The sequence below is a fragment of the Nocardiopsis algeriensis genome (assembly GCF_014203695.1).
GTDB lineage: Bacteria > Actinomycetota > Actinomycetes > Streptosporangiales > Streptosporangiaceae > Nocardiopsis > Nocardiopsis algeriensis.
Genome location: NZ_JACHJO010000009.1, coordinates 192,602 through 211,347, shown reverse-complemented (window position 1 = coordinate 211,347; position 18,746 = coordinate 192,602). Strand labels below are relative to the sequence as shown.

At 72.3% G+C, this 18,746-nt stretch carries 19 protein-coding genes; 10 read left to right on the top strand and 9 right to left on the bottom strand.

The genetic code is table 11. The features are described from left to right. Nucleotides 1-6 precede the first annotated feature (6 nt). From FHS13_RS16005 to FHS13_RS15995, 3 genes are all read right to left on the bottom strand, one after another. Nucleotides 7-780 (bottom strand): VldE C-terminal domain-containing protein, encoded by a 774-nt coding sequence (locus FHS13_RS16005; RefSeq protein ID WP_184292717.1) that lies wholly within the window; start codon nucleotides 778-780, stop codon nucleotides 7-9. Nucleotides 781-894: 114 nt separating this feature from the next. After that, entirely contained in the window at nucleotides 895-1,617 is a 723-nt protein-coding gene (locus FHS13_RS16000) for a cell wall anchor protein (protein ID WP_184292716.1), read from the bottom strand. 192 nt (nucleotides 1,618-1,809) lie between these two features. Continuing rightward, nucleotides 1,810-3,336, bottom strand: coding sequence for an LCP family glycopolymer transferase (locus FHS13_RS15995; RefSeq protein ID WP_184292715.1), 1,527 nt, complete (start codon nucleotides 3,334-3,336; stop codon nucleotides 1,810-1,812). 488 nt (nucleotides 3,337-3,824) lie between these two features. Here FHS13_RS15995 and FHS13_RS15990 point away from each other — a divergent pair, with 488 nt between their 5' ends. Continuing rightward, on the top strand, nucleotides 3,825-4,733 hold the full coding sequence (locus tag FHS13_RS15990) for an AsnC family transcriptional regulator (RefSeq protein WP_184292714.1): 909 nt from the start codon (nucleotides 3,825-3,827) through the stop codon (nucleotides 4,731-4,733). Nucleotides 4,734-4,949: 216 nt separating this feature from the next. Then, the gene (locus FHS13_RS15985) at nucleotides 4,950-5,645 is read left to right on the top strand and encodes an RraA family protein (protein WP_184292713.1); all 696 of its coding nucleotides are present in this window, start codon (nucleotides 4,950-4,952) and stop codon (nucleotides 5,643-5,645) included. Nucleotides 5,646-5,657: 12 nt separating this feature from the next. Here the strand turns inward: FHS13_RS15985 and FHS13_RS15980 are convergent, their stop codons facing one another. Next, nucleotides 5,658-6,362 carry an FCD domain-containing protein gene (locus FHS13_RS15980; RefSeq protein WP_184292712.1) on the bottom strand — a complete coding sequence of 235 codons (705 nt, stop codon included), beginning with the start codon at nucleotides 6,360-6,362 and terminating at the stop codon, nucleotides 5,658-5,660. Nucleotides 6,363-6,526: 164 nt separating this feature from the next. Between FHS13_RS15980 and FHS13_RS15975 the strand changes: the two genes are divergently transcribed. Then, the gene (locus tag FHS13_RS15975) at nucleotides 6,527-7,810 is read left to right on the top strand and encodes an MFS transporter (RefSeq protein ID WP_184292711.1); all 1,284 of its coding nucleotides are present in this window, start codon (nucleotides 6,527-6,529) and stop codon (nucleotides 7,808-7,810) included. Here FHS13_RS15975 and FHS13_RS15970 read toward each other — a convergent pair. The 3 genes from FHS13_RS15970 to aceA form a co-directional block, all read right to left on the bottom strand. Then, nucleotides 7,774-8,589: a CPBP family glutamic-type intramembrane protease gene (locus FHS13_RS15970; RefSeq protein ID WP_184292710.1), complete on the bottom strand. Its 816-nt coding sequence runs from the start codon at nucleotides 8,587-8,589 to the stop codon at nucleotides 7,774-7,776. The genes FHS13_RS15975 and FHS13_RS15970 overlap by 37 nt on opposite strands. A gap of 42 nt (nucleotides 8,590-8,631) precedes the next feature. Beyond that, nucleotides 8,632-8,895, bottom strand: a complete 264-nt coding sequence (locus FHS13_RS15965) for a hypothetical protein (protein ID WP_184292709.1) — start codon at nucleotides 8,893-8,895, stop codon at nucleotides 8,632-8,634. A 263-nt stretch (nucleotides 8,896-9,158) separates the two neighbouring features. Next, nucleotides 9,159-10,457, bottom strand: a complete 1,299-nt coding sequence (aceA, locus tag FHS13_RS15960; RefSeq protein WP_184292708.1) for an isocitrate lyase — start codon at nucleotides 10,455-10,457, stop codon at nucleotides 9,159-9,161. Nucleotides 10,458-10,676: 219 nt separating this feature from the next. Here aceA and FHS13_RS15955 point away from each other — a divergent pair, with 219 nt between their 5' ends. Continuing rightward, nucleotides 10,677-12,119 (top strand): XRE family transcriptional regulator, encoded by a 1,443-nt coding sequence (locus FHS13_RS15955; RefSeq protein WP_184292707.1) that lies wholly within the window; start codon nucleotides 10,677-10,679, stop codon nucleotides 12,117-12,119. A gap of 185 nt (nucleotides 12,120-12,304) precedes the next feature. Then, a complete protein-coding gene (locus FHS13_RS15950) occupies nucleotides 12,305-13,534 on the top strand; it encodes an acyl-CoA dehydrogenase family protein (protein WP_184292706.1) in 1,230 nt (409 codons plus the stop codon). Between the two features lie 81 nt (nucleotides 13,535-13,615). Here FHS13_RS15950 and FHS13_RS15945 read toward each other — a convergent pair whose 3' ends face one another. Further along, on the bottom strand, nucleotides 13,616-13,969 hold the full coding sequence (locus tag FHS13_RS15945) for an arsenate reductase family protein (protein ID WP_184292705.1): 354 nt from the start codon (nucleotides 13,967-13,969) through the stop codon (nucleotides 13,616-13,618). 31 nt (nucleotides 13,970-14,000) lie between these two features. Next, nucleotides 14,001-15,017, bottom strand: coding sequence for an SEC-C domain-containing protein (locus tag FHS13_RS15940; RefSeq protein WP_184292704.1), 1,017 nt, complete (start codon nucleotides 15,015-15,017; stop codon nucleotides 14,001-14,003). A gap of 188 nt (nucleotides 15,018-15,205) precedes the next feature. Here FHS13_RS15940 and FHS13_RS15935 point away from each other — a divergent pair, with 188 nt between their 5' ends. The 5 genes from FHS13_RS15935 (at nucleotide 15,206) to FHS13_RS15915 (ending at nucleotide 18,672) form a co-directional block, all read left to right on the top strand. Further along, nucleotides 15,206-15,724, top strand: a complete 519-nt coding sequence (locus FHS13_RS15935; RefSeq protein ID WP_184292703.1) for an SRPBCC family protein — start codon at nucleotides 15,206-15,208, stop codon at nucleotides 15,722-15,724. Between the two features lie 95 nt (nucleotides 15,725-15,819). After that, nucleotides 15,820-16,587: a hypothetical protein gene (locus FHS13_RS15930; RefSeq protein ID WP_184292702.1), complete on the top strand. Its 768-nt coding sequence runs from the start codon at nucleotides 15,820-15,822 to the stop codon at nucleotides 16,585-16,587. 29 nt (nucleotides 16,588-16,616) lie between these two features. After that, on the top strand, nucleotides 16,617-17,264 hold the full coding sequence (locus tag FHS13_RS15925) for a TetR family transcriptional regulator (protein ID WP_184292701.1): 648 nt from the start codon (nucleotides 16,617-16,619) through the stop codon (nucleotides 17,262-17,264). A 47-nt stretch (nucleotides 17,265-17,311) separates the two neighbouring features. Next, nucleotides 17,312-17,701 (top strand): MerR family transcriptional regulator, encoded by a 390-nt coding sequence (locus FHS13_RS15920; protein ID WP_184292700.1) that lies wholly within the window; start codon nucleotides 17,312-17,314, stop codon nucleotides 17,699-17,701. Continuing rightward, complete coding sequence (locus FHS13_RS15915; protein ID WP_184292699.1) at nucleotides 17,701-18,672, top strand: aldo/keto reductase; 972 nt, start codon at nucleotides 17,701-17,703, stop codon at nucleotides 18,670-18,672. Before FHS13_RS15920 ends, FHS13_RS15915 begins: the two co-directional genes overlap by 1 nt. The last annotated feature ends 74 nt before the right edge of the window (nucleotides 18,673-18,746 follow it).

The window sequence follows — 18,746 nt, the reverse complement described above, 5'->3', positions numbered from 1 at the left end:
CGCCCGTCAGTCCTCCTGGCCCCGCTGCACGTCCACGTGCACGTGGTCCAGGTGGCGCAGGATCTCGTTGTCGGGGTCGGCCTCGTAGTGGCGCCATCCCAGCGACGGGAAGTAGGTGCTCCAGATGCGGTCGTCGAAGATGACGACGTCGATCTCGTAGTCGGGCGCGTGGGCGATCAGCCAGTGCGCCATGATCCAGCCCGCCCGCCGGTTGTCCTCGTTCACCGGCCGGTAGAAGATGTCGATCGCCCGGCCGTCGTAGTGCGCCGAGCCCTCGCCGTGGCCGGTGTCGTAGCCCCCGGGAACGTAGCCGCCCAGACTCAGGTCGGAGAAGTGCTCCTCCAGCCCGTCCTTGAGGTGCTGACCGCGCGGGGTCAGGCCCGAGGGTTCCAGGTCGGACTCCACCTCCAGATCGGGGTTCTTGACGGAGCGGCAGGTCAGCGAAGGGCCGGCGTCCTCCTCGGGGCCGTGGACCAGGACCTCCATCACCTCGTCGGGGATGTCGCCGGTGTCGGGCGCCTCGATCGGAGCGGCGTCGCCCTGCGCCTGGACCGCCGCGGCGGTGGTGGCCCGCCGGGCCTGGTCGCGCTCCAGCTGCACCTGCCCGTCCCCGGTCCACACGGAGCAGTCGGGCCCCCAGGGCGTGGAGACGGGGAGGATGTCGTTGCGGGCCGCCCAGCGGGCGCCCAGAACCGCGACGACGGCGAGGACGACGAGAATTCCGACGGCGATGATCAACCCGTTCCACCGGCTTCTCGGCAGCACGGTTCTGTGTGCCATACCCTCCGCTTTCACTCGTGCCGGGGTGTTCCGGCAGGGCTCTCACGGGGGTCAACTTCTGGAGGAGTCCGGAGATTTCCGACGTAAGGGATATTTTCGCGGGCGTGGCCGCCGTCACCAGACCGACCACAGCACGTACAGGCCGCCCAGAACCAGGGTCACCGCCCAGATGCGGTCCATGGTGACCCCGCGCCACCGCAGCGCGTGCACGCCGAAGAAGTCATGGGCGATCAGCGCGGCCGCGCCGCAGGCGGCGAGCATCGCCGCGGTGTGCACGCCGGCCGCGGCCAGGCCGGTCAGCGTCGCGTCCCACAGGCTCCAGGTCTCCCCGGCCGGCACGGGGGCCAGCTCGGGGGACGCCCCGGAGGAGACGGCGACCGGGGCCGTGTGCGCGCCGTGCCCCGCACCGTGTGCGGCACCGTGCCCCGCGCCGTGCGCGAGGTCGCCCGCGAACACGGGCATGAGCATCAGCCCGGCGCCGTGCGCCGAGGACATCACGAACGACCAGGCGGTCAGCTGCCACAGGGGCATCCGGATTCCGTCCCGGTGGAGGTGGCGCCGCGACAGCAGCAGCGCCAGCCCCGCCAGCACGACCGCGCCGCCGCCGATCACGGGGAAGAGCACCGACGCGGTGACCGACCCGGTCACGGTCACGGCGACCGCCGCGACAGCGATGCTCGCCGCGTGCCCGGCCGCGATCGCGGGAAGCGACCGTACGACCTCCCTCCGCCCGCCCTCCTGAAGTCCCCTGGCCACGGCCAGGAGCCACCCCATACCCGGGTGTACGCCGTGGAAGACGCCCAACGCGACGAGGGTGAGCAACTGCGCGGAGGTCACCGCGCCAGCGTCACACGGACCTTCGCCGCCCGGCAACGCCTCGCGTCCGTTTGACCGGCACCGGTCACGTCGTGTGCCCGGGGTTTCACGGCACGCTCCGCGGGGCACCGCGCCCCGCAGACGCGAAAGGGGCGCCGCCCGGACGGGCGGCGCCCCTTCAGCACCTCGCGGAGGCCTCGGCAGACCGGTCGGTCAGGGGCAGAGGGTGTCCAGGCTGGTGGCGTCGGAACCCACCTGGCGCCCCGGGTCGGCGGGTTCGGGCTCGGCCAGACCGGTGTACTCCTGCCATTCGGTCAGCTCCTCACCGGTGTCGTCGGTGGGCTCGACGGGCTCGGCGGACGCGCTCGGAGCGGAGTCGGGGGCAGACGGGTCGGCCGAGGGCGCCGGGGGCTCCAGGCCGACCGCCTCGGCGACCAGGGCCTTGACGGCCTCCCAGTCGGGGGCCGCCGTGTTGACCTGGGGCGGGGAGAGCTGGAGCGTGCTCATCTCCCCGCTGTCGGTGACGAGGTCGGCCAGTTCGATGAACGCGGGCACCTTCGACTGCGGGATGTCCGTGGTGAGTGTCCGCTGGGTCGCCCCGGCCAGACTCCGGTAGCTGGTGAGGACGGTGGTCGGCTCCACCTGCTCGGCCACGTACTTGATGAGGCAGCCCTGGCGGCCCATCCGCCCGTAGTCGTCGCTGTTGACGCGCGAGCGCCCGTACCAGAGGGCCTCGTGGCCGTCCAGCACCTGCCGCCCCTCTTCCAGCACCCCGCCGTGCACCCCGTAGGGGATCGGCTCCTCGATGAACACCTCGATACCGCCGATGGCGTCGATCAGGTCGCGGAAGCCCGCCATGTCGACCATCGCGTAGTAGTCGATGGCCAGGCCGATGTTGTGGCCGATGACCGCCTTGAGGGTGTCGGCGGAGGGGTCGGGCACGTGCGGGTTGACCGCCAGCTCGTCCGGCGCCTCGGCGACCGTCTGGTACACGTCGTTGAGCAGCAGGTCGAAGCCCATCGGCGCGGGGTAGAGCTCGGCCAGGGCGGACCCTTCCGGGAACTGGGCGTCCTCCAGGTTGCGGGGCAGCCCGACGAGTACGGCCTTCCCGGTCTCGGGGTCCAGACTCGCCACGATCATGGTGTCGGTACGCACCCCGTAGCGGTTGTCGGCCGAGTCCGAGCCGATCAGCAGGACGTTGACGCGCTCGGCGCCGTTCCAGGGGTCGGCGTCGTCGTGCGGGGGCAGGTCGTCGCGCTCGGGCCCGCCGAACACGCTGCTGAAGGTCTCGTAGGCGGTGTAGCCGCCGTGCAGGGCCAGGGCGGAGGGCACGCCGACCACGGTGCACAGCAGCACGACCACCGCACCGCTCAGCAGGCGCACTCCCCGGGGCGCGGTGTCCGGGCGGGTGATCACCCACGAGTGCACGACGACGGTCAGCCACAGCACCGTCACGGCGAACACCACGCCCATGGCGGTGAGCAGCCACCGGCTGCTCACCGCCATGCCGGCCACGGAGGCCAGGGCGTGGGAGCCGCCGCTGCCCAGACGCAGCATCCAGAAGGCCAGGGCGGCCACCCCCGCCAGGTACACGCCCAGGATCAGGGCCCCGGGCACCCAGCGGCGCATCCTCAGGTGGGCGATACCCGGGAGGGGGACCGAGGCCGCCGTCCACAGCAACGCCCGTCCCGCGCTCGGACGGGCGGGTCGTCCTGCCTGTCCCTCATCCTCGGCTGACACCAGTGTTTCCTCTCCAGGGGACGGTGATCCGGCCCCGAGTCCTGTGCCGTCCTCCGCCGCGGCCGTTCGGCCCGCGCCCGCTGCCGTCCGGCACCGCGGCCGCGGCAGGGCGGATGCGCGGCAGAAGCGGGACGGCAGGCTCTCGGAATCCTGTCATGTTTCGGACACCGCGCACTGCACCGTTCTCGTCCCCCACCGGGGTCCGCGTCTCCCTGGGGCATCCTGACGTCCCGTGCCATCAGTGTGGCGCTTTGCCGGGGTTGTGTGCACGGCTACTCCCTTATTAGGGATGTTCTATACGAGTCTGTTATGTGCTTTGGAATCCCCGGATGGGGGGTTGCGGAAGGCTTTCGGGCCGGTCAAAGGGGGGAATCGGCCGATTTCTTTGGCGATCTGTAGTGATACAGCTGCCGCAGCTGCGATGATCGGGCCGCAGGAGGGGGCATCGCCCGGGGGAGGGCGGTGTCATGGGAAGGAAAGGCACCACAGTGCTCGATGCGGTTGACGCGGCACTCATGCGCGCGTTGCAGGGAGACGGCAGGGCGACGTTCCAGGCCCTGGCCGACGGGGTCGGCCTCTCCCGTACGGCGGTGCGCGCCAGGGTGCGCCATCTCGTCCAGTCGGGGGCGATCCGGATCGTCGGCGTGCTGCACGCCGGGGTGGTGGGCATGGAGGTCCTCGGGTGTGTCTCGTTCCGTGTCACGGGTGCGGTGGGGCCGCTGATGGAGGCGCTGGGGGAGCGCGAGGCCGTGACCTTCGCCGCGCAGACGGCGGGCCGCTTCCCGGCGGTGGCCCAGGTCCGGGTGGCCGACGACGCCGCCCTCACCAAGGAGCTCGCCGAGCTGCGCGCGCTGCCGGGGGTGGACGGCGCGGAGGTCTTCCGGGCCAACTCCGTGTTCAAGGACGCCCACAGCAGTGTGCGCGAACTCCGTGACGTCGAGTTGGACGCGCTGGACTGGCGTCTGGTTCGCCACCTCCTGCGGGACGGCCGGGCCTCCTACGCCGACCTCGCGCGCCAGGTGGGTCTGTCGCAGGCGGCCGCGCGCTCGCGGGTGGTCCGCCTGATCGACTCGGGGGTGGTGCACGTGACGGCGGTCGTGGAGCCCTCGGCCGTGGGCGCCAACGAGCAGCTCGGCTTCGGCCTGCGCAGCCGGGGCGATGCCGAGGCGCTGGGGACGGTGCTGGCGAACATGCCCAGGGTCTCCTTCCTGGCGAGCGGGTTCGGCCGCTACGACGTGGTGGGGACCCTCACCGCGCCCGACCGCCGCCGGCTGGTGGAGGCCCTGGACACGGTGCGCTCCGTCCCGGAGGTGGGCCACGTGGAGACATGGGACCACCTGTGGGTGCGCAAGGAGCGGCGGGGAGGGGAGAAGCCGGCCGAGTGGCTGCGGGGATGAGTGCCGGGCCGGGGCCTCCGTCACCGGGGGTGCCCGGGAGAGCGCTCTCGGCTCCAAAGTGTAACCACCGGTAGCATTTTTACGTGTTTCCTCGGCGCACGCCTTGCATCGCGCTTAAGTTACCCATGAGTATGGAAGCGGCCGGCCCGAGTCGGCCGCACCGGGCGCGGGTGTGAGTGGGAGGCTGACGTGGCGCTTGCGGATACCTTGACGGCTGTGGGCACTGTGGCGCTGGCGCGGTGCGGCGCACGTCCCTTCGGCACCCACCTGTTCCCCTTGTGGCCCGGGGCCTCGTTCGCGGCCTCCGCCCTTCCCGTGCAGTGCACCCCCGGCGACAACCTCGCCCTCCACGTCGCCGTCGCCCAGGCCCCCCGGGACTGCGCCCTGGTGGTCGATGTCGCGGGCGAGTCCGAGTACGGCTACGTCGACGGGGTCCTCGCCGCCGCGGCCCGTGCCCGCGGCGTGCGCGGCATCGTCCTGGAGGGCTGTGTCCGGGACATCGGCGCCGTCGCCCGCCACCGCCTGCCCGTGTTCGGCACGGGCGTCTCGGTCAGAGAGGCCCGCCACGAGGCGGGCGGATCGGTGGGGCGCCAGATCAGCATGGCGGGGTCCGGGCCCGTCCCGCTCGCGGTGCGCAGGGGCGACTGGATCGTCGCCGACGACGACGGCGTCGTCTGCCTGCCCCGGGGCCAGGTCGGCACGATCATCTCGGAGACCGTGAGCAGCGTCTCCCGGGAACAGGAGATCATCGACGCGGTCTGCGCGGGGGAGAGCACGCTCGACCTGCTCGGCCTGGACCCGTCGCGGGTCGCCGGCTGGGAGGGCTCGGCGGAGCAGCGTGCCGGGCACGGGCGCCCCCGCTCCCTCGGCGGGTCGCGGCGCGACACCCCCGCGCGCACCGCCGAGGGGTGAGCGGAGCGCGGGTCAGACGCCGTCCTCGGTGAGGGAGAGCAGCTCGTCGATGTAGCAGGCCGCCTCGCGGACGGCGGCGGCCGGGTCCGCGGAGCGGATCGCCTCCACCAACTTCGAGTGGTCGACGCCGTCGGCGGTGAGGGAGGGGCGCTCGGCCCCCTCGCCCTGCCCGTAGGCGGTGTGTGCGATGCTCTCGTAGACGACCTGTGCGATGTCGTCGTACAGGTCGGTGAGCAGCGGGTTGTGGGTGGCGTGGACGACCGTTCGGTGGAGGGTGAAGTCCGCCTCGACGAAGGCGGCCATGTCGTTCTCGCGCCAGGCCTTCTCGCGCAGGCCCATGGCGCGGTCGATGCCGGCCATGTCCTCCTCGGTGCGCCGCATCGCGGCGAGGCGGGCGGCCTCCACCTCCAGGGCGCGGCGGACCTCCAGGTTCTCGCGCATGCGGGAGCGCTCCAGGCGGCGGCGCAGGGCGCCGCCGAGCTCGCTGGTGGCGCGGACGAAGGTGCCGGCGCCCTGGCGGATCTCCAGCAGGCCGGCGTGGGCGAGGGCGCGAACGGCCTCGCGGACCGTGTTGCGGCCCACTTCGAGCTGGTCGGAGAGCTCCGACTCGGTGGGGATGCGGTCACCGATGCCCCACTCGCCCGAATCGATCTGGGCCCTTAGCTGACTGATGACCTGGTCGACGAGACCGGTCCGGCGTGTCGAGGCGAGGGGCACGCGTAAACCTCCTGGGGGTGGGTCGCCGGATGACAGGACCAGCGCAGGTACGGAGTGTTAGGGCGGAGCTTAGACCAGTACCGAGAGGGAAGAGCCGCGGAGTGTCAATGCGTTATCCTCATGAAGTACATCGGGTCATCCTACGAATATGTGAGCGATCCTTCATGAGTACCCGATCCGCCTCCCGGACGGCCGGGGCGACGTCCCGCCCCGAGACCTCTGACCGCCTGCCGACCGCGGCCCTGCTCCTCCTCGCCGCGGGCATCGCGCTGGCGGCCCTCAACCTGCGCACCGCCATCACCAGTGTCGGCCCCGTCCTCGGCGAGGTCACCGCGGACCTGGGCATGAGCGCCGTGGGGGCGGGTGTGCTCACCACCCTTCCCGTCCTGTGCTTCGCCCTCTTCGGCGGCCTCACCCCCGTCCTGGCCCGGCGCCTGGGCCAGCACCGCCTCGTCGTGGTCGCCCTGGCGGCCCTCACCGTCGGCCTGGCGGCCCGCGCGGTGGTCTCCGAGCCCCTCGCCTTCCTCGCCCTGAGCGCACTGGCGCTCGCGGGCGGCGCGATCGGCAACGTCATCCTCCCCGGACTGGTCAAGCAGCACTTCCCCGACCGCGTCGGCCTGATGACCACCGTCTACACCACCGGCCTGGCCCTCGGCACCACGATCGCCGCCGCGGCCACGGTCCCCGTGCAGCAGGCGACGGGCGAGTGGCGGATCGCCCTGGGGGCCTACGCCCTCCTCGGCGTCGCGGCCGCCGTGCCCTGGCTCCTCGTGCTGCGCCACGAACCGGCGCCGGGCGACCCGGCGCAGGCGCTCGGCTTCCGGCAGGTGCTGCGCACCGGCATCGGCCTCCAGAGCGTCCTGTACTTCGGCACCCAGTCCTCGGTCGCCTACATCCTGTTCGGCTGGTACGCCGAGATGCTGCGCGACCAGGGGATGGGCGCCCAGGGCGCGGGCCTGGCCCTGTCCTACCTCTCCCTCCTGGGCGTGCCCGCGTCCCTGATGCTGCCCACCCTGCTCACCCGCACGCGCGACCAGCGGCCGTTCGTGGCCTTCTTCGCCCTGGCCTACCTCGGCGGCCTGGCCGGGCTGTGGTTCGCGCCCGTGGCAGGGGTGTGGCTGTGGACCACGCTCCTGGGGACCGGCATGGGCAGCTTCGTCTTCGCGCTGACCAGCTTCGCGCTGCGTACCCGCACCGCCGCGGGGACCGCGGCGCTGTCGGCCTCCAGCCAGAGTCTGGGCTATCTCGCCGGCGGTGCGGGACCGTTCCTGTTCGGGTTGCTGTACGAGCTCACCGGCGGCTGGCACGCGCCGCTGCTCCTGGTGCTGTTCCTGGTCCTGGTCAACGCCGGGGCCGGCGCGCTGCTGGGGCGGCCCCGCTACCTCGAGGACGCCGTCGCGGCGGGGCGGGGTCAGCCCGGCAGCCAGTCCAGGCGCCCGATCAGGTAGACCGAGCCGACGAAGGCCACCACGTCGATCAGGGTGTGTGCCACGACCAGCGGCACCACGCGGCCGAAGCGGTGGTAGAACCAGCCGAACACCAGGCCCATCACCAGGTTGCCGAAGAACATGCCCACACCCTGGTACAGGTGGTAGAAGGCGCGCAGGACCGAGCTCGCCAGCACCGCCTTCCACGGGGACCAGCCCAGCTGACCCAGCCGGTGCAGCAGGTACCCGATGACGACGACCTCCTCCAGGATGCCGTTCTTCGCGGCCTGGAGGACGAGCACGGGCACGTCCCACCAGTGGCCCTCCAAGGCGCTGGGCGCGATGGTGACGGTCAGGCCCAGGTGCCAGGAGACCACGTACACGGCCAGTCCGCCGGCACCGATCAGGGCGGCCAGCAGTGCTCCGGTGGCCGCGTCGAAGCGGGGGCGGCGCACGTCGAGGCCGATCGTGCGTGCCGACTCCCCCGAACGGTGCAGCAGGTACACCACGAGCAGGACGGGGGCCAGCCCGGCCGCGACCAGGTAGAGCTGGCGGGTCAGGTCGAGCCAGGGCCGCTGGTCGGCCTGCGGACGCACCAGCGAGGCGGTGTGCTCGGCCAGGGACTCGGGCGCGGTGAGCACGCCCAGGAACGAGATGAGGGCCGAGACCGCGGCGGCGCCGAGGGAGAGCGCCAGCACGCACACGATCTCCCAGGCCAGGAGGCGCCGGTCGGGCAGGGAGGCCGGTCGGGGCGCCGCTGCGGGGACGCCGCCTGTGTCGGTAGGGGTCTTGTCGCTCACCCGTCGAATCTACGCGCCGGCGCCCTCGGGCCGCATCCGGGCTCAGTCGTCCCCGTCGTCCCCGTCGTCCCCGTCCCCGATGTCGTCCCCGTCCGTGCCGGGGTCGTCGTCCGTGTCGTCCGTGTCCTCCTGCTCGGTACCGGGGCCGCCGCCGCCCTCGCCCTCGTTCTCCTGCTGCTGGGTGCCGTCACCGGCCGGGTCCTCGCAGGCCGCGGCGCCCAGGGCGAACGCGGAGGCCAGGGCCAGCGCGGCGAGCGGGCGGCCGAGCGCGGCCAGGAACGTGTTCTCGGTGTCGGGAAGTGCCACGGATACCTCCGGAGACTCGTCGGTCGGGCACGAGGGACGTGCCCGCCGCAAGCCTAGGCACCGGGCCAGGCGCCGTCGGGGGGACGCGCCGGGAGAACGCCCGCGGCCGCTCGCCGGGAGGGGGAGCGGCCATGGAAAAGCCGTCGGCCATGCGCGTGTGACACGGAGCGCGCATGGCCGACGGCTAGGGGGGTGGCGGTCGTCCCGCCCCGCCCCAGCCACGAAAGCGGGGAGGGACGACCGCCGGGGAACGAAGACCAGTGTCAGTGAGCCGCTGAGAACTGGTCTTCCTCGGTGGAGCCGGTGAGAGCCGTGGTGCTGGCCTCGGGCGAGATGGTCGTGCTGATGGTGTCGAAGTAGCCGGTGCCGACCTCGCGCTGGTGGCGGGTGGCGGTGTAGCCCTGGGCCTCGGCCGCGAACTCCGCCTCCTGGAGCTCGACGTAGGAGGTCATGCCGTTCTGGGCGTAGCCCTTGGCCAGGTTGAACATCGAGTAGTTCAGCGAGTGGAAGCCGGCCAGGGTGATGAACTGGAACTTGTAGCCCATGTGGCCCAGCTCGCGCTGGAACTTGGCGATGGTCGCGTCGTCCAGGTGGCGCTTCCAGTTGAAGGACGGCGAGCAGTTGTAGGCCAGCATCTGGTCGGGGTACTCGGCCTTGATGCGCTCGGCGAAGTCGCGGGCGACCTCCAGGTCCGGGGTGCCGGTCTCCATCCAGAGCAGGTCGGAGTGCGGCGCGTAGGCCAGACCGCGGGCGACGCAGGCGTCGACGCCGTTGCGGAAGCGGTAGAAGCCCTCGGCGGTGCGCTCACCGGTGACGAACGGCTGGTCGCGCTCGTCGATGTCGCTGGTGATCAGCGTGGCGGCCTGGGCGTCGGTACGGGCGATGACCAGGGAGGGGACACCCGCCACGTCCGCGGCGAGGCGGGCGGCGTTCAGGGTCTTGACGTGCTGGCCGGTGGGGATGAGCACCTTGCCGCCCAGGTGGCCGCACTTCTTCTCGGAGGCCAGCTGGTCCTCCCAGTGCACACCCGCCGCACCCGAGGCGATCATGCCCTTCATGAGCTCGTAGGCGTTGAGGACACCGCCGAAGCCGGCCTCGGCGTCCGCCACGATCGGGGCGAGCCAGTGCGGGGCGTTCTCGTCGCCCTCGGCCCAGCTGATCTGGTCGGCGCGCAGCAGGGCGTTGTTGATGCGGCGCACGACGGCCGGGACGGAGTTGGCCGGGTAGAGGCTCTGGTCCGGGTAGGTGTTGCCCGACAGGTTGGCGTCGGCGGCGACCTGCCAGCCGGACAGGTAGATCGCCTTCAGGCCGGCCCGGACCTGCTGGACGGCCTGGTTGCCGGTGAGGGCACCGAGGCTGTTGACGTAGTCCTCGTTGTGCAGGAGGTCCCACAGCCGCTCGGCGCCGAGCCGGGCCAGGGTGTGCTCCTCGGTGACGGAGCCGCGCAGCTTGATCACGTCGTCGGCGGAGTAGGTGCGCTCGATACCGGCCCACCGGGGGTTGGTCTCCCACTCTCGCTGCAGTGCCGCGCTGGCTTCCTGACGTCGAGCGCTGGTGCTCATGTGCGTTCCCGCCTTACGTGTAGTCCCCAAGGTGTTCGCACCGGTCGAGGGATGTCCGAACCCGGGCCAGGGGCTGAGCCCCAGGCGGTAAGTTCCCCGCCGGTAACTAGAATTCTTGGCGAAGAACCAAGGCTTTTCCACTCAAAATCGGGTGAAGATCGTCGATTCTTTCCGTACTATGAACGCATGGCGTACTTTGGTGCTGAAGAAATACCGTCTTTGACAGGTGACCTGGATCTCGTCACCTTTGGCCAGAGACTCCGTCATCTCCGCAGGGCGCGGGGCATGACCCTCTCCGACCTGGGAGAACGCGTCGGCAGGGCGCCCTCCCAGCTCTCCCTGCTGGAGAACGGCAAACGTGAGCCCAAGCTCTCCCTTCTCACTTCCCTCTCCAGCGCCCTCGGCGTCTCCATCGAGGAACTCCTGTCCAAGCAGCCCCCCAGCAGGCGCGCGCAGCTGGAGATCGCGGTGGAGGAGGCCCAGCGCGACCCCCTCTACCAGACGCTCAACCTCCCCCACCTGAAGGTCGGCAAGCGGGTCCCCAACGACGTGCTCGAACACATCGTGGGGCTCTACGACGAGCTCAAGCGGCGCAGCGCCAAGCCCACCGCGACCCCCGAGGAGGCGCGCCGGGCCAACGCCGACCTGCGCCGCCAGATGCGCGAGCGCGGCAACTACTTCGAGCACATCGAGAAGGCCGCGGCCGAGACCCTGGCCGCCGTCAACTACTCCGCCGGCGCCCTCTCCCAGGGCCAGATCCTGGCCATCGCCACCCACCACGGCTTCGGCCTCCGCTACGTCCAGGACCTGCCCCGCTCGGTCCGCTCCCTCACCGACCACGTCAACCGGCGCATCTACCTCAAGCGCGAGACCACGCTGGGCATGCACAGCCCGCGCACGATCCTCCTCCAGACCCTCGGACACGTGGTGCTGGGCCACACGCAGCCCGAGGACTTCGCCGACTTCCTGCGCCAGCGGGTGGAGGCCAACTACTTCGCGGCGGCCGTGCTCATCCCCGAGAAGACTGCGGTGGACTACCTGCAGGAGGCCAAGCACGCCCGGGACCTGTCGGTGGAGGACCTGCGCGACGTCTACTCCGTCTCCTACGAGATGGCCGCGCACCGGTTCACCAACCTGGCCTACCGCCACCTGGACCTGGTGTGCCACTTCATCCGCAACGACGAGACGGGCATCATCTACAAGGCCTACGAGAACGACGGGCTCATCTTCCCCACCGACGAGTCCGGTGCCATCGAGGGGCAGCGGATGTGCCGCCAGTGGTCGGGGCGCCAGGTCTTCGCCTCCCCGGACCGGTACTCGATCTACTACCAGTACACGGACAAGCCCAACGGCACCCACTGGTGCGTGGCCCACGTGGACCCCAGCCGCGAGCGCAACTTCGCCATCACCCTGGGCGTGCCCTACAAGGAGTCGCGCTGGTTCCGCGGGCGGGAGACGACCAACCGGACCAAGTCCAACTGCCCGACCGGCGAGTGCTGCGTGCGCCCGCCGGCGGACCTCGCTGCCCGCTGGGAGGGCAACGTGTGGCCCTCGGCCCGGGCGCACTCGCACGTGCTGTCGGCGCTGCCCACGGGACCGTTCCCGGGTGTGGACGACCACGACGTCTACACCTTCCTGGAGAAGCACAGCGAGGAGGTCTGAGGCCTCCCGCCGCCTTCGACCCGCGGCCTCCGCCCGCAGTGCCGTTCGACCCCGGGGACCGGTGTCCGAGGACACCGGTCCCCTTCGCGGGCCGGGAGGCATTGTCCGCCGGCACGTTTGACTGTTACCGTTGGTAACACGTGCTGGCCACCCTCCCCCGAGGGTCCGACAAAGGATGTAAGCGCATGAGTGAGGCCCCCGCGCCCGGCTTCAGCCTGGAGATGAGCGAGGACGTCCGCGAGATCAAGGAGTGGGCCCACGGGTTCGCCGCCGACGTCATCCGCCCCGCCGCCGCCGAGTGGGACGAGCGGGAGGAGACGCCGTGGCCCGTCATCCAGGAAGCCGCCAAGATCGGCCTGTACTCCCTCGACTTCTTCGCCAACCAGTGGCTGGAGCCCACGGGCCTCGGCATCCCCGTGGCCTTCGAGGAGCTGTACTGGGGTGACTCGGGCATCGCCCTGTCCATCACCGGCACCGCGCTGGCCGCGGTGGCCGTGGCCGGCAACGGCACCCAGGAGCAGGTGCTGGAGTGGACGCCGCAGATGTTCGGCACCCCCGAGGACGTCAAGCTCGCCGCCTTCTGCTCCTCCGAGCCCAACGCCGGCAGCGACGTCTCCGCCATCCGCACCCGCGCCGTCTACGACGAGGCCAAGGACGAATGGGTGCTCAACGGCACCAAGACCTGGGCCACCAACGGCGGCATCGCCGACGTCCACGTCGTCGTCGCCTCCGTCGAGCCCGAGCTCGGCTCGCGCGGCCAGGCCAGCTTCGTCGTGCCGCCGGGCACCCCCGGCCTGAGCCAGGGCCAGAAGTTCTCCAAGCACGGCATCCGCGCCTCCCACACCGCCGAGGTCGTCCTCGACGACGTGCGCGTTCCGGGCTCGTGCCTGCTGGGCGGCAAGGAGAAGCTCGACGAGCGCCTCGCCCGCGCCCGCGAGGGCAAGCGCTCCAAGGGCCAGGCCGCGATGAAGACCTTCGAGGCCTCCCGGCCCTCGGTCGGCGCCATGGCCGTGGGCTGCGCCCGCGCCGCCTACGAGTACGCCCTGGACTACACCCGCCAGCGCGAGCAGTTCGGCAGGCCGCTCGGCGACAACCAGGGGGTGGCCTTCCAGCTGGCCGACATGGCCACGCGCATCGACGCCGCGCGCCTGCTGGTCTGGCGCGCCGCCTGGATGGCCCGCAACGGCAAGGACTTCGACAACGCGCAGGGCTCCATGAGCAAGCTCTACGCGGCCGAGACGGCCACCTACGTCACCCAGAACGCCATGCGCCTGCTCGGCGGCAACGGCTACACCCGCGAGTACCCGGTGGAGCGCTGGCACCGCGACGCCACGATCTTCACGATCTTCGAGGGCGCCAGCGAGATCCAGAAGCTCATCATCGGCCGCGCCGTCACCGGCCTCCCGATCCGGTAGCGGGGCGCTCCGACGGGGACCTGTCCCCGGCCCCGCTTCCGCACGGGTGCGGCGGCCCTGCCGCCGCACCCGCCCTCGGCGTCACAGCACGGAGCGCAGCGCCTCCTCGCTGCGTCCGACCACCGCCGTCCCGTCGTCGGCGGTGACGATGGGGCGCTGGATCAGCACGGGGTGCTCGACCAGGGCGCCGATCCACCGCTCCCTCGAACCGGCGTCCCGCGGCCAGTCGGCCATGCCCAGCCGCCGCGCCTGCTCCTCTCCCGTGCGGGTGATGTCCCACGGCTCCAGCTCGAGCCTGCGCAGGACATCCTCCAGCTCGTCGGCGCTCGGAGGCTCCTTCAGGTACTCGCGCACGGTGTACTCCACACCCTCGCCGTCCAGCAGCGACAGCGCCGACGCGCACTTGGAACAGGCGGGGTTGATCCAGATCTCCATGGCGCCCATTGTGCCCAACCGGGCCACCGCCTCACGGGGCGGACGGCGAGCCGCAGCACTCCCCGTACGTGCGTCCCGACGCGCACCAGCACGCCTGGCCGCGCTCCGGAGGCCAGGCGAGCGCGCGGGGATCGCCTCCGACGGTCCACGCCCGCGCCAGCGTCAGGTACGTCTCGGGCTCGGCAGGGTCCAGGTCCTGCTCCGGCGCGGCCCCCAGGACCTCCTCGACACCGGTCAGGAGCACGCCCCTGCGCGCCTCCGGATGCCGGTGCCCGTGCTCGCGCAGGAGGTTCTCGGCGGTGCGGTAGTAGGAGTCGGGGCCCTCCCCGGCCGGCAGGACCTGCTTCCCGGCGCGGCCGAACTCCTCCCGGGACAGCAGCAGCTGCACGTTCTCCCCCGGCAGGCCCGCCGACAGCCCCTGGCGCAGGGCCTGCACGTGCAGGGAGAAACCCCAGAGCCGCCGCATGGCGGCCCGCGCGGCCCCGGCCGCCGCCTCGTCGTGCGCATCGGCCTCCATACCGAGCGCGGCGCGCGTGCGCGCCCGGCGGACGAGGACGTCCAGCAGGAGCGGGTCGGCCCCGGCGATGTCCTCCACGTTCCCCTCCAGCAGCGTGCGGCAGGCGATGTCGAAGCACCGCAGGGCCTCGGGCAGGCGCCCGATCTCCTGGAACCCCTCGCCGAGGTGGGCGGCGGGCTCCTCCAGCAGGTCGCCGGACCGCAGGAGCTCGTCGCCGATCCGGTCGGCCTCCGCCTCGTCCCCGCTCTCGCGCAGGCTCTGCGCCAGCTCGACCGAGGCGATCTGGCCCAGCTCGGGCGTCGGCGGATGCTCGCGCAGCGCCCGGAACAGTTGCCGAGCCGTCTCGGAGCACTCCTGGAACTCGCTCTCCAGAGCGAACCCCAGGAGGACGTGTCCCCTCTCCCTCGGGGACTTCTCCTCCGCGACCTCCTCCAGGAGGTCCGGCGGAAGGTCCAGGCCGCGGAGCGCCGTGATCAGGGGGTCGCCCCCGACGGGCGAACCGGAAGGCCAGGCCAGGGTGTGTTCAGTCATGGATCCGACGCTATTGCGCAAGGCCGGGGTGCGCGGGCTGTTCCCGGAAAAAGCGCTCTGCCACCGCCGGCGGCTCCGCCGCGTTCCACCCGGGGTGCCGGGCCCGGAGCGCGCGGGCCTCCCCCTGCTGCCGGGCGTATGCTGCACTGGTCCTTGAAGAGAACCCCCCTGGAGATCGGGAGCCCCCTGTGCCGGTCCGCAACGCGCACGAACGCCTCCTGCCCGCGCCCCCGGAGAGGGTGGGGGAGCTGCTGGACGGCCTGGCCTCCGACGGCGACCGGCTCTGGCCCCGCGACGACTGGCCCGCCATGCGCCTGGACAAACCCCTGGGCGCCGGGGCGCGCGGCGGACACGGACCGGTCCGCTACACCGTGGAGGAGTACGAGCCCGGGCGCAGGGTGCGCTTCCGCTTCCGGTCCCCGCGCGGCTTCGACGGCCACCACGAATTCGCCGTCCGCCCCGGCCCGGGCGGCGCCGTCCTGTCCCACCTCATCACCATGCGCCTGCGCGGATCCGCGATGCTGCTCTGGTCGCTGTTCTTCCGGCCCCTGCACGACGCGCTCCTGGAGGAGTGCCTGGACCGTGCCGAGCGCGCACTCACCGGAACCGTGCGGACGCCCGCACGCCGGAGCCCTCACGTGCGGTTCCTGCGCCGCCTCGCCGCGGCGGCCGGTGCGGGAGCCGCGCGCAGGAGGCGCCGCCCCTAGATCCTGTTGTGTGGATGCTCTCGCCGTATCGGCGGAGCCGATCCTCCGGCCGTGCAGCCCGAGACGATCCACACCACAGGGCCTAGGGTGGCGTCATGGATGTCGTACCGAGCCACAGCGCCTCCTCCCTCACGATCCCCCCGACGCACAACGGACCCGACGGTTCGGGCAACGGCGGCTACAGCGCCGGACTCCTGGCCGCGCTGCTCACCTCGGTCGGAGGGCCGGCCGTCCAGGTCACCCTGCGCGTCCCGCCGCCGCTGGGGCGGCCGCTCGCGGTGGAGGAGGGCCGGGACGGAGCGAGTCTGACCGACCCCGAGAGCGGGCAGCTGGTCGCCGAGGCCGCCGTCGTGCCCGTGCCCGAGGGATCGGCGGTGCCCACCGGGCCGGTCGGCGCCGAGGAGGCGGCCGAGGCCGAGAAACGCTACCCCGGCCTCACCCGGCACCCCTTCCCCCGGTGCTACAGCTGCGGCACCGAACGCGCCGAGGGCGAGGGCCTGCGCCTGTTCCCCGGCACCGTGCGCCCGGGGCAGGAGCCCGAGGGCGTCGGCCGCACCGTCGCCTGCACCTGGACGCCGCACCCGGGCCTGGACGACGGCACCGGACACGTCGGCCTGCCCGACACCTGGGCCGCCCTGGACTGCCCCGGCGGCTGGTCCAGCGGCATCGACGGGCGCCCCGCCGTCCTGGGGCGCATCACCGTCCAGGTCGTCGGGGCACCCCGCATCGGCCACCCCCACGTGGTCACCGGCCACCTGGAATCGGTCGACGGACGCAAGCTCCGCACCGGCAGCGCCCTCCACGGCGCCGACGGCCGCCTGCTCGCCCAGGCCTGGGCCACCTGGATCGCTCTGCGCCGCTGACGGCCGCACAGGCGCTACGGTGATCTGTCGTGGCCCTCGAACACGCGCGGCAGACCGCGCCGACCGACCAGAAGGCCCCCGGCCCCCGGCGGGGCAGGGGCGGGCGCGGACGCGACCCCGAGCGGCGCCGCGCCATCCTCGACGCGGCCGACGCCGTGATCCAGCGCGACGGCCCCGACGCCTCGATGCTGGCGATCGCGGCCGAGGCCGGGATCAGCAAGCCGATCCTGTACCGCCACTTCGGCGACAAGGGCGGCCTGTACCGCGCGCTCGCCGAGCGCCACGTCGACCCCCTCGTCGAGCGCATCCGCGAGGAGCTGCACCGCCAGGAGGAGTTCGAGAAGCGGGCCCGTGCCACGGTCGGCGCCTACCTGTCGATGATCTCCCAGAACCTCAACCTCTACCGGTTCCTCATGGACCGGGCCACCTCCGAGGACCCGCGCACCCGCAGCGACGTGGGCATGATGGTCCGCCGCCTGGGGGAGGAGCTCGCCGACCGGCTGCTGGCCGAAGGGCTGGTCGGCGGCCGGGTGCGCGCCCAGATCACCGCGCACGCCGTCGTCGGCATGGTCCAGGCGGCGGGGGAGTGGTGGCTGGACCACCCCGAGGTGGACGGGGAGAGGATCATCGACGACCTCACCGCCTCCGTCGTCGGCGCCATCCGGGGCAGCGGCTGACCGCCGGGGCTTGACCTGGAGCGCGCTCCAGGTCCCATGCTTGCCCCATGAGCGAGTACCACACGCCGGGCGAGGTCGCCGAGCGCTTCGGCCTCACCCTGGACACCCTGCGCTACTACGAGAAGGCGGGCCTGCTGCGGCAGGTGGAGCGCGCCCCCAGCGGCCACCGCCGCTACCGCGCCGACGACGTGGAGCTCCTCCACCTCGTCCGCTGCCTGCGCGACACCGACATGCCCATCGCCCGGCTGCGCTCGTTCGCCGAGCTCGTCCGCGCCGGGGAGCACACGGTCCCCGAGCGCGTGGAGGTCCTCCAGGAGCACCAGAGGCGGCTCGACGCGCGGATCGCCGAGCTGAACGACCGCAGGATCGCCATCCAGCACAAGATCGACCACTACCTCGGCGTCCTCGCCGTCCACACCCTCGAGGAGACCCCCTGATGCGCCGTACCACCGTCGGCGACCGCACCGTCAGCGCCCTGTGCCTGGGCGCCATGAAGTTCGGCAGCGAGACCGACGACGCCACCTCCGCCGCATTGCTCGACCGCTTCGTCGAGGCCGGCGGCACCTTCGTCGACACCGCCAACTGCTACCAGTTCTGGGTCGAGGGGTTCGAGGGCCACGAGAGCGAAACCTTCCTCGGCCGCTGGCGCCGCGAACGCGGCATCACCGACGAGGTCGTAATCGCCACCAAGCTCGGCGCCCGCCCCACCGTCCCCGGCACCGGCCTGGAGACCAAGGAGGGCCTGTCGGCCACCGCCGTGGCCGAGGCCGCCGAACGCAGCCGCGAAAGACTCGGTGTGGAGCGGCTGGACGTGCTCTACGCCCACCACGAGGACGCCCGGACACCGATCGAGGAGACCGTCGGCGCCTTCGCCGACCTCGTCGCCGAGGGCGCCGTCGCCCTGACCGGGCTGAGCAACCACCGCACCTGGCGGATCGAGCGCGCCCGCGCCGCCGCCGAGGCCGGCGGCCTGCCGCGCCCCCGCGTGCTGCAGTACCGCCACAGCTACCTCCAGCCGCGCCTGGACATGCCCCTGCAGTCGTCGGGCCACATGCACGTCACCCCCGAACTGCTGGACTTCGTACGGGCGGAGGCCGCAGCCGGGCGCGACCACACCCTGGTGGCCTACACGCCCCTGCTGTGGGGGGCCTACACCCGCCCGGACAAGGCACTGGACCCGGCCTACGACCACCCGGGGACGGCGCGCCGCCTGGCCGTTCTGGACGAGGTGGCCCAGGAGACGGGGGCGACCCGCAACCAAGTGGTGCTGGCCTGGCTGATGGACAGCGACCCGCCCGTCGTCCCGCTCGTGGGGGTGAGCAGCATCGCCCAGCTCGACGAGGCGATCGAGGCCACCGACCTGTCCCTGAGCCCGGAGCAGTGGCAGCGGCTGGCCGACGCCCGGTGAGATCGGCGGTCGGACCCGCAACCACAGTGGGACAAAATGCGCATAAATCCCCATAGATCGCGAGAGGAAGGCCT

Excerpts from the sequence above, each read along its gene's own strand:
- FHS13_RS15930 (WP_184292702.1), top strand. The coding sequence starts at position 15,820 with ATGGATGTCGTACCGAGCCACAGCGCCTCCTCCCTCACGATCCCCCCG.
- FHS13_RS15950 (WP_184292706.1), top strand. The coding sequence starts at position 12,305 with ATGAGTGAGGCCCCCGCGCCCGGCTTCAGCCTGGAGATGAGCGAGGAC.
- FHS13_RS15940 (WP_184292704.1), bottom strand. The coding sequence starts at position 15,017 with ATGACTGAACACACCCTGGCCTGGCCTTCCGGTTCGCCCGTCGGGGGC.
- FHS13_RS15945 (WP_184292705.1), bottom strand. The coding sequence starts at position 13,969 with ATGGAGATCTGGATCAACCCCGCCTGTTCCAAGTGCGCGTCGGCGCTG.
- FHS13_RS16005 (WP_184292717.1), bottom strand. The coding sequence starts at position 780 with ATGGCACACAGAACCGTGCTGCCGAGAAGCCGGTGGAACGGGTTGATC.
- aceA (WP_184292708.1), bottom strand. The coding sequence starts at position 10,457 with ATGAGCACCAGCGCTCGACGTCAGGAAGCCAGCGCGGCACTGCAGCGA.
- FHS13_RS15975 (WP_184292711.1), top strand. The coding sequence starts at position 6,527 with ATGAGTACCCGATCCGCCTCCCGGACGGCCGGGGCGACGTCCCGCCCC.
- FHS13_RS15920 (WP_184292700.1), top strand. The coding sequence starts at position 17,312 with ATGAGCGAGTACCACACGCCGGGCGAGGTCGCCGAGCGCTTCGGCCTC.
- FHS13_RS15915 (WP_184292699.1), top strand. The coding sequence starts at position 17,701 with ATGCGCCGTACCACCGTCGGCGACCGCACCGTCAGCGCCCTGTGCCTG.